The sequence below is a fragment of the Pedobacter suwonensis genome, from assembly GCF_007833675.1.
In the GTDB taxonomy this organism is placed as follows: domain Bacteria; phylum Bacteroidota; class Bacteroidia; order Sphingobacteriales; family Sphingobacteriaceae; genus Pedobacter; species Pedobacter suwonensis.
On record NZ_CP031708.1, the window covers coordinates 5,583,321 to 5,595,093 of the forward strand.

The 11,773-nt window shown below is 38.4% G+C and carries 15 protein-coding genes; 9 read left to right on the top strand and 6 right to left on the bottom strand.

Annotated elements, in window-relative coordinates; translation table 11 throughout:
• Positions 1-42: 42 nt before the first annotated feature.
• Positions 43-732: a DUF2461 domain-containing protein gene (locus DV942_RS22875; protein WP_145861368.1), complete on the top strand. Its 690-nt coding sequence runs from the start codon at positions 43-45 to the stop codon at positions 730-732.
• Between the two features lie 56 nt (positions 733-788).
• Here the strand turns inward: DV942_RS22875 and DV942_RS22880 are convergent, their stop codons facing one another.
• The gene (locus DV942_RS22880) at positions 789-2,705 is read right to left on the bottom strand and encodes an AMP-dependent synthetase/ligase (RefSeq protein ID WP_145861370.1); all 1,917 of its coding nucleotides are present in this window, start codon (positions 2,703-2,705) and stop codon (positions 789-791) included.
• A gap of 291 nt (positions 2,706-2,996) precedes the next feature.
• On the opposite strand from DV942_RS22880, the gene DV942_RS22885 reads away from it, so the two are divergent.
• The gene (locus DV942_RS22885) at positions 2,997-3,713 is read left to right on the top strand and encodes a hypothetical protein (protein WP_145861372.1); all 717 of its coding nucleotides are present in this window, start codon (positions 2,997-2,999) and stop codon (positions 3,711-3,713) included.
• A gap of 53 nt (positions 3,714-3,766) precedes the next feature.
• Here the strand turns inward: DV942_RS22885 and DV942_RS22890 are convergent, their stop codons facing one another.
• The 3 genes from DV942_RS22890 to DV942_RS22900 all read right to left on the bottom strand — a co-directional run bounded on the left by DV942_RS22890 (position 3,767) and on the right by DV942_RS22900 (position 5,928).
• Positions 3,767-4,093 (bottom strand): HesB/IscA family protein, encoded by a 327-nt coding sequence (locus tag DV942_RS22890; RefSeq protein WP_090987437.1) that lies wholly within the window; start codon positions 4,091-4,093, stop codon positions 3,767-3,769.
• Positions 4,094-4,189: 96 nt separating this feature from the next.
• Entirely contained in the window at positions 4,190-4,603 is a 414-nt protein-coding gene (gene iscU / locus DV942_RS22895) for a Fe-S cluster assembly scaffold IscU (RefSeq protein ID WP_039476200.1), read from the bottom strand.
• 113 nt (positions 4,604-4,716) lie between these two features.
• Entirely contained in the window at positions 4,717-5,928 is a 1,212-nt protein-coding gene (locus DV942_RS22900) for an IscS subfamily cysteine desulfurase (protein WP_090987435.1), read from the bottom strand.
• 117 nt (positions 5,929-6,045) lie between these two features.
• Here DV942_RS22900 and mce point away from each other — a divergent pair, with 117 nt between their 5' ends.
• Positions 6,046-6,453 (top strand): methylmalonyl-CoA epimerase, encoded by a 408-nt coding sequence (gene mce / locus DV942_RS22905; protein WP_145861374.1) that lies wholly within the window; start codon positions 6,046-6,048, stop codon positions 6,451-6,453.
• A gap of 294 nt (positions 6,454-6,747) precedes the next feature.
• Entirely contained in the window at positions 6,748-7,032 is a 285-nt protein-coding gene (locus tag DV942_RS22910; protein ID WP_145861376.1) for a hypothetical protein, read from the top strand.
• Here DV942_RS22910 and DV942_RS22915 read toward each other — a convergent pair.
• Together DV942_RS22915 and DV942_RS22920 are read right to left on the bottom strand one after the other, a co-directional pair.
• The gene (locus DV942_RS22915; RefSeq protein WP_145861378.1) at positions 7,029-7,727 is read right to left on the bottom strand and encodes a hypothetical protein; all 699 of its coding nucleotides are present in this window, start codon (positions 7,725-7,727) and stop codon (positions 7,029-7,031) included. The two genes, DV942_RS22910 and DV942_RS22915, sit on opposite strands and share 4 nt — an antisense overlap.
• Positions 7,717-7,902: a hypothetical protein gene (locus tag DV942_RS22920; protein WP_145861380.1), complete on the bottom strand. Its 186-nt coding sequence runs from the start codon at positions 7,900-7,902 to the stop codon at positions 7,717-7,719. Before DV942_RS22920 ends, DV942_RS22915 begins: the two co-directional genes overlap by 11 nt.
• Positions 7,903-8,189: 287 nt before the next feature.
• Here DV942_RS22920 and DV942_RS22925 point away from each other — a divergent pair, with 287 nt between their 5' ends.
• The 5 genes from DV942_RS22925 (at position 8,190) to prmA (ending at position 11,762) form a co-directional block, all read left to right on the top strand.
• On the top strand, positions 8,190-8,438 hold the full coding sequence (locus DV942_RS22925; RefSeq protein WP_025142617.1) for a type B 50S ribosomal protein L31: 249 nt from the start codon (positions 8,190-8,192) through the stop codon (positions 8,436-8,438).
• Positions 8,439-8,510: 72 nt separating this feature from the next.
• The gene (locus DV942_RS22930; RefSeq protein WP_145861382.1) at positions 8,511-9,677 is read left to right on the top strand and encodes a putative sugar nucleotidyl transferase; all 1,167 of its coding nucleotides are present in this window, start codon (positions 8,511-8,513) and stop codon (positions 9,675-9,677) included.
• A 2-nt stretch (positions 9,678-9,679) separates the two neighbouring features.
• Entirely contained in the window at positions 9,680-10,132 is a 453-nt protein-coding gene (locus tag DV942_RS22935) for an RDD family protein (protein ID WP_145861384.1), read from the top strand.
• Between the two features lie 19 nt (positions 10,133-10,151).
• The gene (gene tpiA, locus DV942_RS22940) at positions 10,152-10,913 is read left to right on the top strand and encodes a triose-phosphate isomerase (protein WP_090987424.1); all 762 of its coding nucleotides are present in this window, start codon (positions 10,152-10,154) and stop codon (positions 10,911-10,913) included.
• A complete protein-coding gene (prmA, locus tag DV942_RS22945) occupies positions 10,914-11,762 on the top strand; it encodes a 50S ribosomal protein L11 methyltransferase (protein ID WP_145861386.1) in 849 nt (282 codons plus the stop codon).
• Positions 11,763-11,773: the final 11 nt, after the last annotated feature.

The following is an 11,773-nucleotide window of genomic DNA, read 5'->3' on the forward strand; positions in this document are numbered from 1 at the left end:
ATGGATGTTATATTTGCCTGAATGATTAGCCCTTAAAAAACTATGCCCGATATAAAACAAATACCGCTTTCTAGTTTTGAGTTTTTAAGATTGTTAAAAAATAACAATGAACGCAATTGGTTTAATGATCATAAAACGGCCTATCAGAAGGAGCTAGGCTACATAGAATCTTTTGCGCAGCAGTTGTTGGATTTAATGAATACCCATGATGTAATTGAAACAGCATCCGGAAAGAAAAGTTTATACCGGATTTATCGGGATACGCGTTTTTCAAATGATAAAACGCCTTACAAAACACATTGGAGCGGAAGTTTTAAACGTGCTGGCAAACAAAGGAGAGGTGGCTATTATTTCCATATCGAACCAGGCAATAGCTTTGTGGCAGGTGGCTTTTTCGGGCCTTCGCCGCAAGATCTAAAACTGATAAGGGAGCAAATCAGTTTTGATGCCGCGCCTTTGAGGGAAATACTAAGTGTAGGATCTTTTGCCTCTTTTTTCGGGGCATTGAAAGGAGAACAATTGAAAACAGCTCCAAAAGGCTTTGATGCAGATCATCAGGACATCGATTTGCTACGCTACAAACAATTTTTGTTGATTCATCAATTTACCGACGAGGAAGTTTTGAGTACGGACTTCCTTGGCTACTGCAATCAGGGATTTAAAAATATGCGTCCCTTTTTTGACTACATGAGCGAAATATTAACAACTGATGCAAATGGCATGGATCTGTAACTGATGCTTTATAAATAAAGGGCCACAATTAAAATTTATAATGATGGCCCTTTTAATTATGATTCCGCTTCTATACCTTCTTCATACATTTCATCAATTGCTTCGGCATATTTTTTTTCTACAATGCGGCGTTTAACCTTCAGGGTTGGAGTGATTTCCCCTTCATCGATATTGAAAGGATTGCGCTTGATCTTAAAGTTCTTAATGCGCTCAAATTTGGCCAGTTCGTTAGATATTTTCTTAATGTCCTGCTCCATCCAATCGATAATTTCAGGATTGCTGATAAAAGGATCGGCCTCTTCAAAAAATGAAGGTTTAAGTTTAAAGGTTTCTTCGAGCGTTTCGCGGTTTGGAATAATGATGGCCGTAATAAATTCACGTTTATCGCCGATCAAAAACAATTGATCAATCTTCGGGCTTTTTAGGTAAATGTTTTCTACAGGGGTAGGATACACATTTTTACCGTAGGCATTTACGATCATGTTTTTTAAACGATCGGTGATCTGAAGATTACCCTTGTAAAAACGGCCAATATCACCCGTGTGGAACCACATATCTTTATCAATCGCCTCGGCAGTTTCCGCAGGCTTGTTGAAATAACCTTTCATTACGCAATGGCCACGTACAATTACTTCACCTTCTGCACATTCAAAATCTTCGCTAAAAGTATTATGTGTTTGAATGCTGATCATTTCTTTACTCTCCACATCTTGTATCGCTACTTCAATGCCGGGAATAATCCGACCAACGGTGCCATAAACCTGTCTGTGGTATTCGGTAACCGACATTACCGGTGAAGTTTCGGTTAATCCAAAACCTTCCAATATTTTAATGCCAAGATCGCCAAAAAATTCCCCTACATTTTTAGGTAGAGCAGCGCCGCCAGAAATCATGAATTTTAATCTTCCACCGGTTTTTTCCTTAATCTTGCTGAATACCAGTTTCTCTGCAATGCCTTTTTTTGCCGATAGGATCAAACCTGGGTTTTCACCGGCCTCTTTTGCTAGCCTATACTTATTGCCAATTTCCAGTGCCCAGGTAAATATTTTCGCTTTTGTGCCGCCGCCTGCAGTACCACCTTTAATTGCTTTGTCATGTATGCGTTCCAGTAATCGTGGCACACAACTCATTACGGTAGGACGAACTTCGCCCATGTTTTTGGCCAGTAGTTCTAAACTTTGTGCAAAAGCTATCTTACAGCCCTGGGCGCAGCAAACATGGTAAGTTGCGGTACGTTCGAAAACGTGCGATAACGGTAAGAAAGAAAGGAAAGTTTCAGTTTGATCGATTACCGGAATTTGCTGCAAACACACCTCTACATTTTTTACAAAATTATAGTGGGTAAGCATCACACCCTTCGGAGTTCCTGTTGTTCCTGAAGTATAAATTAATGAGGAAACATCCTGCGGAAGTACAAGGCTCCTGCATTGGTCAATTTCGGCCCTTTCGGCTGCTGTAATTTGATGTTTAAGCGCTAAGATGTCAGAAAAAGCAATTACTTCTACATTTACATCTGCCGGGATTGTAACCTTTTCAAAATCTTTGAAAGCAGGAATGATATATTTTAATTCTTTACAATTTGCCGCAACTTTTAAAACCTTGCGGTAAAGAAAATTATTCCCAACCAGAATAGCTTTTATGCCGGAATCGTTAATAATATAGGCTACTTCCTGTTCGGAAAGTGTAGGATAAATAGAGACATTAATTAGACCAATTTGCTGAATACCCTGGTCATAATATACATATTCCGGAGAATTCTCAATCATTAAACCCAAACGATCGCCTTTTTCGATCCCTTTTTCCAGAAAAAATGCAGAAACTGCATCCGCTCGTTTTAAAGTATCTTCATAAGAAATTTCTGTCCATTCTGCTCCCTGTTTGTGGATTAAGAAGGTTTCCTGAGGTTTATGGATATTTTTAACAACATTCCGTAATAAGGTTGGTACAGTTGAAAATTCGTTTATTAATGGCATGCTCGTAATTGGTTCGCTGATAATAATTAACAATTATAAGGCTTTTTGGTTTAATAATGGCAACTGTATCATCAACCTGTTCCAAAATTTTTTTAAAAATAAAATTTAATAGCCTGTAAAATATCGTCAGAAAAACGGACACAGGCTTCGTTGAAAAACTGATGCAAATACCTGATTTTAGGTAGATCGATATAGTGGTTTTCCGTTATTTTTAATCCAGGGTTGCCAAATTATTGGTTATGGCATTACAGTTGCAAATCTGCATTTCAGTACTTAAAAATTAAAAATTGTATGATGAAAAAACCAATAACAAGATTAACTATGGTAGTTAAAGGATGTGCATTTGCTTTGATAGTAGGTTTGGTGTTGCAACTGACGGCTTGCTCTAAAAATAACGATATCAATCCGAGCGATGAAGAAATCTTGAGCAAAAAAATCGAGGATATTATCCCTCAAAAGTATGTGGATAGCTTGACCAAATTAGGTTTTACCATAAATAAGGGTACTACGCCCCCAAATATTGATGGTGCATACTTATTTAAGCCCTTTACCATAAAGAGCAGTAACATACCCAACGATCCCTATCAGCCTGGTTATGTGCTTAATGATGGGGTAATTAAACTTTATGAGCAAAGTACTACTGATTTCAGCATTAAAATGTTGGGGAAAAACTTTATTGGTGCTGCAGATACCAGTGTGGTAACCGCCATTAGTGGGGGGGGAAATAAATTTACCGTTTACGGGAAGGTAAAAGCTTACAGAAACGGTGGATATAGTTTTTACGCTTTTTTAATGTCAGGAGAAAAAGATGGCAATAACATTAAAAACGGAATTGCGGGGATCATAAACATCGACGATTCTCATGCCGGATTTGGTACCATCGCAGAGGGGCAAGGCAGGGTTGCATTTGATGGCGATTATACTTCTGAGCCTACAGATTTCAATAGCAAAATGGCCGTGATTACCGAAAGAGGTATCATGAGCAGTAAAACATTCCAACTCAAATAACAGAAAAAGCGGCTCGGAAAATATCCAAAGCCGCTTTCTTTTTAATTTTAATTTTATACAGAGAAACTCTCTCCACAACCGCAGGTACGACTTGCATTTGGATTTACAAAATTGAAACCCTTTCCGTTCAAACCATCGGTAAAATCTAATTCAGTTCCGGCCAGGTAGAGGAAAGATTTCATATCTAAAGCAATTTTAATTCCTTTATCTTCAAAAAACTGATCCCCTTTTTGTTCCTCGTTATCGAAATCTAAATTGTATGATAAACCAGAGCAACCACCACCTTTTACTGAAACACGTAAAAAGTAATCAGAACCCATTTCCGAATCCTGCATTAAGTGCTCAATTTTGTCTTTTGCTTTATCTGTTATTGTAATCATAGTAATAAAGATTTGTGATTTGAGAGATGAGATTTGAGAAGTATTTGCGCCTAAGTTAGGTGCCTCACATCTCAAATCTATTGTCTCATATCTAGTCTAGTGGTGTGATTTTTCCAGCGCAATCGCTTCCAAACCATTTTTAACACGGTAATCGTTAATGGCAGATTTAATTGCATCTTCTGCCAATACTGAGCAGTGGATTTTTACTGGTGGTAAAGCCAATTCTTCCACAATGTCCATGTTATCAATAGCCAATGCCTCATCAATTGTTTTTCCTTTTAACCATTCTGTTGCTAAAGATGAAGAAGCAATAGCCGAACCGCAACCGAATGTTTTAAATTTAGCATCGGTAATGACGTTGTCTTCTCCAACCTCAATTTGCAAGCGCATTACGTCGCCACACTCAGGTGCACCAACTAACCCGGTGCCTACAAATTTACTGTCTTTATTTAAAGTACCTACATTACGCGGGTTATTGTAATGATCAATTACTTTTTCTGAATATGCCATGATTTTATTTTTTTAATCTCCTTACGGAGCAATTTTTTAATTAGTTTTCAATGATCAGTTTTCAATTGCCAGTTCGCGTTCTCCAAACTGTTAACTGCCAACTCCAAACTGACTTAGTGTTCTGCCCACTCAATTTTGCTCAAATCTATTCCTTCCTTGAACATTTCCCAAAGTGGAGAAAGTTCTCTCAGGTGATTAACCGCTTTTTGAGTGACTTCAATGGCCTGGTCTATCTCTTCTTCAGTAGTAAACCTTCCTAAACCGTAACGGATAGAAGAGTGTGCCAGATCATCAGATAAACCTAAGCTTTTCAACACATATGATGGTTCTAAAGATGCTGAAGTACAAGCTGATCCTGAAGATACCGCCAAATCACTCATCGCCATCATTAAACCTTCACCCTCAACATATTTGAAAGAAATATTAGCTACATGTGGCAAACGGTGTTGTGTGTTACCATTAACATAGCTTTCTTCCATTTGGCTTAAAGTAGATTCTAATTTATCGCGTAAAGCTGATAAACGGATGGCCTCGCTTTCCATTTCTAACCGGCAAAGTTCACAAGCTTTACCTAAACCTACAATACCAGGAACGTTTAAGGTACCTGAACGCATACCGCGCTCGTGGCCACCGCCATCCATTTGTGCAGTAACCTTAACCCTTGGGTTTTTACGGCGAACATAAAGTGCACCAACACCTTTCGGACCGTACATTTTGTGTGCAGAGAAAGCCATTAAATCAATGCCATCAGCATTTACATCAACCGGAATTTTACCGACTGCCTGTGTAGCATCAGTCATAAATAAAGCACCATGTTTGTGGGCAATGGCTGCAATTTCTTTAACGGGCTGAATTACGCCAATTTCATTATTGCCATACATAATTGAAACTAAAATCGTTTCAGGAGTCATGGCCGCTTCAAGTTCAGCCAGATCAATTAAACCGTCTTCTTTAACACCTAGATAAGTAACGCGTGCGCCATTTTTTTCTAAATGTTTACAGGTATCTAAAACTGCTTTATGTTCAGTAACCGCAGTAATAATGTGGTTACCTTTTTCTTTATACATTTCAAATACACCTTTAATCGCCAGGTTATCGGCTTCAGTAGCACCTGATGTAAAAATAATTTCTTTTTCAGTACAGCCGATTAATTTGGCTACCTCCTCGCGGGCATAATCTACGCCCTCTTCAGCCACCCATCCAAAAGCATGGTTACGGCTTGCGGCGTTTCCAAATTTTTCAGTAAAGTAAGGTAGCATGGCTTCCAGCACACGTGGATCTAACGGTGTTGTAGCATTATTATCTAAATATATCGGCTGTTTCATCTCTATTCTGTTAATTATAATACAAAGATACGAAAAAACTTATTTAACAATTATAAATAATAGCTATGAGCTTATAGAGAAAAGCTGCATTTTTACATTAACATAACCTTATACCCTATGAAAAAGATAGAACACATCGGTATCGCGGTAAAAGACCTTAACCGTTCCATAGCCATATACGAGAAACTGCTCAATACCGATTGTTATAAAACCGAACAGGTGTCATCCGAACTGGTCAATACCGCTTTCTTTAAAACTGGCGAGAATAAAGTAGAATTGCTTCAAGCTACTGCACCAGATAGCGCTATCGCTAAATTTATCGAGAAAAAGGGGGAGGGAATTCATCATATCGCTTTCCTGGTTGATGATATCCTGGCAGAAATGGAAAGACTGCATAAAGAAGGTTTTGTGTTGCTCAGTGATTCTCCGAAAAAGGGTGCAGACAATAAAATGGTTTGTTTTGTTCATCCAAAAGATACCAATGGTGTGTTGATTGAAATTTGCCAGGAAATTAAGTGGATTTAATTCGTGCGTCACCCTGAATTTATTTCAGGGTCTTTTGAAAACGAACGGTCTCTTGTTCCGTAGCATCTAAAGTCCTGCTAACCGTAATAGTCCCGCCGAAACCTGTGAAACAAGCAAGCACACCATAAGTATAAGGCGAAATAGTGTTTAAATCAAGAGTTGCCGCTTTTACCAAATTTATTTAATTTTCGACTGTGCTTCTTCGGGCAGTGTAAATTGCCTAAGCCCAATATGAACAACTTCTATGCTAACAAACTTTAATCTTGAAATCCTGAAATCTTAAAATCCTGTTCCATGTCACTCATTAACATCATCAGCAAAGATTTCGATATCCCAGATCAACTTGCTGAAAATCAACTGCGCGTGCTTCTTATTGACGCTTTTGCCTATCTGATTGATAACGATTTTCCTAAACTGATCCAGATTTTATATAAAGCCGATGTAGACCAGTATAAATTAAAGGAGCTGTTGGAGACGGTGGAAGGTTCAAGTTCAGCTGAAGTAATTGCTGATGCCTATATCGCCCGGCAGATGGCCAAAATAGAAACCTGGAAAAAATATAGTCCTAAGAAAGATTAGGTGGCTTCTTCCTGTACAGGATTAAAGCGGTTATACATATCCATATCAAAAAACGAAACTGAGTTGATCTTATCTGCTTTCAGCACGAGATCGGTTTTCAGCTCATTGGTATTTGCTACAGAGCCATCCTCAATATAGCTGGCATAAACGGTTAAATACTGCGTGGTGAAAACCAGTTCCTTGTCATCAGTTCTGCGGTAACCACTAAATGCAGGGGTAATGCGTATGTAACTGGTGGTAAAGGGCTTTGGTAATTCTTTTACCCATCCGATGTAGAATTTCCCGCTGTCCATGGTGAACTGTAAAAGATGGGCATCGAAAAAAGATGAACTTAATAGTAATTCAAATTCGTTTCCTGAAGTAGCTATCGCCTTTTTTATGGCTTTAAGGCGATTAATGAAGAGATTAGCAATTTCTGTTGCCGCAACCGCAACAAACAACGAGAGGCTGGTCGTGCCGAAATAAGGAGTGTGTATCGGAAGTGATTTGCTGAGGTATTCAATCATTTCGGGCCAGATGGCAATGAAGATTGCCCGTAATATAAAACATGCACCAAGCAGTAAAATACCTGCAAAGGCGGCGTTCAGTAATATTCGTTGGCTTTCCAGCCGGTATTGTACATACCGCAGGTATCTGAACCGGATTAATATATAGTAGCCGCCTACCAGAGGGAATAAAAGTAGGTTAAATGGCATTTATAAGGTTATTTTTTCTTTTATCCTTTTCTATTTTTTTAAAGATATTTGATTGCATCAACGCGCTTACCATCTCAATTACCCTTGGCTGTGCAAAAAAATCAGGACTTTTAATATAGAGCTTCCCGCTGCTGTTGGCATGGATAATGCCATCTAATTCGCCGTGTTTTCTCATATATCAAACTTACATAAAATTTTAAATATCTGGAAAACAATATTCAGCTTAAAAAGTTTAATTTTGCCAAACCGGGCCATCGGTATGTTTTCACACTTCCTCAAGCAGAAGAAAGATATAATTTAAAATTCTTTATTTAGGCTTGTAAATCAAAAATAAAATTAGGATATTTGCATCCTCTAAAATAGAGGTAGAAAGACTAATAGGAAATGTCATAAGCGTTGTTGCCAGCAAATTGCAAGAATGTTCTTGATGCTTTCACACAAATAACTAAAAATAATATTCAAATGAAAAAAGATTTGCACCCAACAAGCTACAGACCAGTTGTTTTTAAAGATATGTCTAACGAATATGCTTTCTTAACAAAATCTTGTGTAGATACTAAAGAAACAATTAAATGGGAAGATGGTAACGAGTATCCGCTTTATAAATTAGAGATTTCTCACACTTCACACCCTTTTTATACTGGTAAAATGAAATTGGTAGATACAGCAGGACGTATCGATAAATTTAAAAACCGTTACGCTAAGAAATAATTCTAGCAACAAAAAGCATTTTTTGAAGTCCCTTTGCCAAAAGCATCGGGACTTTTTTTATTTTTGCTGCTTATGACAATCAATCTATTTGATGATGCTTCCTGGATGTTCTTACGTCCACTTACGTTTACCAGGCCTGTGGCCGATTTACGCATTGGTATTTTAACCATTGCCGAGAAATGGGCAAAACATTTAAAAGCTGATTTTGGCTTTCACACTCAGGATCACCTTTCTGTAAAATTTGCACCAAAGCCTAATGCCGATTTATGTATAAATGGTTCTGTTTGTCCTGACGAAGCCTTGCTTGATGCTATTTCCGGCCTTAAAGCGGGAGAAGCACTTTATCAAAACGATGTTGTTATAGCCTACATTGCTGATCAGCACGCTCTTGAAGCGATTAAGTCGCTCAAGCAAATTGAATACTCCGGAGATTTTACACGTATTGTTTATCCGGAGCATATTTTTGGAAATAACCCTTCAGAGATCAGAAAAGATTTTAAACTGTTAACCGAAGGACGCAGCTCTGCAAAACTTAGTGGTACCAACCAGTTACTGGGCGATGATATTTTCCTGGAGGACGGTGCAAAAGCAGAGTGCAGCGTGTTTAATACTACTTATGGACCAGTTTACATCGGTAAAAATGCCGAGGTTTGGGAAGGCGCTTTAATCAGGGGATCTTTTGCACTTTGTGAAAATTCATCGATAAAAATGGGTGCGAAGATCTATTCGGGTACCACAATTGGTCCCAATAGCCGTGCAGGTGGCGAAATTAACAACGCCGTAATCTGGGGTAACTCCGCAAAGGGCCACGAAGGATATCTGGGCAATTCGGTAATGGGCGAGTGGTGTAATATTGGTGCCGATACCAATAATTCGAATTTAAAAAATAATTATGCAGAGGTAAAACTTTATGATTACGAAACTCGGAAAATGCGCAACACCAGCCTCCAATTTTGTGGACTGATCATGGCCGACCACGCTAAAGCAGGTATTAATACCATGTTCAATACCGGTAGTGTGGTAGGGGTTGGAGCCAATGTTTTTGGAGGTGGTTTTCCGCCAAATCACATACCCGATTTTAGTTGGGGCGGTGCGGCTGGTTTCGACATTTATAAGCTGCATAAAATGTTCGAAACTACCGAAAAGGTATTTGCAAGAAAAAATATGGCTTTTGATGAAGTAGAAAAAGACATTATTACTAAAGTATTTAAATTAACAGAATCGTATAGAAGGGTTTAATAATGAGGCATTATAAAGCTAATATTAAAAAAAGAATCTATGCATCTATTTTAGATTATGGGCTTTTTGGGGCTTGCTTTATGGTATACCTGATTTTTTTCGGAGAATATGTTGAAGAAGGGGCTTATACAATATCAGGAGGTGGTATTTTACCCATTTTTCTTTTTTGGCTACTCTATTTTGTGATAACTGAAGGCGTGTATGGCGCTACATTAGGGCATCAATCTTTTAATTTAAAAGTTGTAACCTTGCATGGCGAAAAAATTGGAATTACCCAGGCACTTAAGCGACGCTTTTTTGATCCTATTGATTTTTTTTGCTTCGGCCTTGTCGCATTTCTCCTTGTTAGAAATTCAGAAAAAAATCAACGGGTAGGTGATGCATATGCAAAAACGCTTGTAATTGATACAACAGACCCTGGCCAGAATTTGGGACCAATAAGACCCTTTAATTAAAATATAAAACTAATACAAAATGAGAAAAAAGATTGTTGCCGGTAACTGGAAAATGAACCTGGATTATAACGAAGGCGTTTCGTTGTTCAGCGAAATCGTAAATATGGTTAAAGATGAGCGAAAAGGCGATCAGTTGGCTATTATTTGCTCACCATTTATCCATTTAAACAGCCTGGCAAAATTGGGTGGTAACGATGTTAAAATTGGCGCTCAAAACATCAGCGATAAGGAAAGTGGAGCCTATACGGGTGAAACTTCGGCCAAAATGGTGAAATCTGTAGGTGCAGAATATGTGATTTTGGGTCACTCAGAACGCAGACAATATTTTGCTGAAAGCGATGCCTTACTGGCGGAAAAAACTAAAATTGCTTTAGCCAACGGCTTAACGCCGATTTTCTGCATTGGCGAAACTTTGGATGAGCGTAACAACGGTAGTTATTATGAAGTATTGAAAAAGCAACTGGTAGAGGGGCTTTTTAGTTTAACTGAAGAAGATTTCAAAAAAATCGTGATTGCTTACGAACCTGTTTGGGCTATCGGAACGGGGTTGACTGCATCACCAGAACAGGCACAGGATATCCACGCTTTTATCCGTAGTGAGATTGAAGCGAATTATGGTTTTAATATAGCCGATGATACCACTATCTTATATGGTGGCAGTTGTAATCCGGGTAATGCCGCGAGCTTATTTGCACAAAAAGATATTGATGGTGGCCTAATCGGTGGAGCATCGTTAAAATCACGCGATTTTACAGATATTATTAAAGCATTAAATAGCTAGATGCAATACATAAAAGCAATATTTACTTTCAAAAGTATCGAAGATTATCAACAGGATCTGCTTATCAGTGATCTTGCTGACCTGGGCTTCGATACTTTTGAAGATAGTGAGGCTGGTTTTACGGCTTTCGTTATTAAAGATAATTTTAACGAGCAGGAATTAAAAGATCTATTGGGCAATTACAGTGAGGAATTTGCAGCAGAATACACTTTAGAAGATGTTGCCGACGAAAACTGGAATGCAGAATGGGAGAAGAATTTTAGCCCGCTGATTATTGATGATGTGTGTTACGTGAGAGCGACGTTTCATGAGCCACAACCTTCATACCCTTACGAAATCGTAATTGATCCTAAAATGGCTTTCGGCACCGGCCATCATCAAACTACCACCATGATGATGCAGTATATCCTGGCTGCCGATTTAAAGGATAAACACATTCTGGATATGGGGTGCGGAACCGGAATTTTAGCTATTCTGGCTGCAAAATTAGGGGCTAAAAGTTTAATGGCCATCGATTACGATGATATCTGTTATGAGAGTACGGTAGAAAATGCTGCGCTTAATGATGTAAATAATTTACAGGCACTTTGTGGTAGTAAAGAATTCATTCCAGATGATGAATACGATGTTATTTTTGCCAACATTAACAGGAATATATTATTAGATCAAATCCACCGTTATGCTGAGGTTTTAAGACCTGAAGGCAAAATTTTCTTCAGTGGCTTTTATCTGGATCCTGATTTGGCGATGATTACTGCCGAATGTGCTAAATATGGCATTAAATACGTTGATCATAAACAAAACGGTGATTGGGTAGCGGCACAGTTTGAGAAAAAGGTCGAAGGGTAGAAGGTTTAAGG

Bases quoted from the DNA above. Each gene is read 5' to 3' on its own strand.
- DV942_RS22875 (WP_145861368.1), top strand. From the start codon at position 43: ATGCCCGATATAAAACAAATACCGCTTTCTAGTTTTGAGTTTTTAAGA.
- DV942_RS22880 (WP_145861370.1), bottom strand. From the start codon at position 2,705: ATGCCATTAATAAACGAATTTTCAACTGTACCAACCTTATTACGGAAT.
- DV942_RS22885 (WP_145861372.1), top strand. From the start codon at position 2,997: ATGATGAAAAAACCAATAACAAGATTAACTATGGTAGTTAAAGGATGT.
- DV942_RS22890 (WP_090987437.1), bottom strand. From the start codon at position 4,093: ATGATTACAATAACAGATAAAGCAAAAGACAAAATTGAGCACTTAATG.
- iscU (WP_039476200.1), bottom strand. From the start codon at position 4,603: ATGGCATATTCAGAAAAAGTAATTGATCATTACAATAACCCGCGTAAT.
- DV942_RS22900 (WP_090987435.1), bottom strand. From the start codon at position 5,928: ATGAAACAGCCGATATATTTAGATAATAATGCTACAACACCGTTAGAT.
- mce (WP_145861374.1), top strand. From the start codon at position 6,046: ATGAAAAAGATAGAACACATCGGTATCGCGGTAAAAGACCTTAACCGT.
- DV942_RS22910 (WP_145861376.1), top strand. From the start codon at position 6,748: ATGTCACTCATTAACATCATCAGCAAAGATTTCGATATCCCAGATCAA.
- DV942_RS22915 (WP_145861378.1), bottom strand. From the start codon at position 7,727: ATGCCATTTAACCTACTTTTATTCCCTCTGGTAGGCGGCTACTATATA.
- DV942_RS22920 (WP_145861380.1), bottom strand. From the start codon at position 7,902: ATGAGAAAACACGGCGAATTAGATGGCATTATCCATGCCAACAGCAGC.
- DV942_RS22925 (WP_025142617.1), top strand. From the start codon at position 8,190: ATGAAAAAAGATTTGCACCCAACAAGCTACAGACCAGTTGTTTTTAAA.
- DV942_RS22930 (WP_145861382.1), top strand. From the start codon at position 8,511: ATGACAATCAATCTATTTGATGATGCTTCCTGGATGTTCTTACGTCCA.
- DV942_RS22935 (WP_145861384.1), top strand. From the start codon at position 9,680: ATGAGGCATTATAAAGCTAATATTAAAAAAAGAATCTATGCATCTATT.
- tpiA (WP_090987424.1), top strand. From the start codon at position 10,152: ATGAGAAAAAAGATTGTTGCCGGTAACTGGAAAATGAACCTGGATTAT.
- prmA (WP_145861386.1), top strand. From the start codon at position 10,914: ATGCAATACATAAAAGCAATATTTACTTTCAAAAGTATCGAAGATTAT.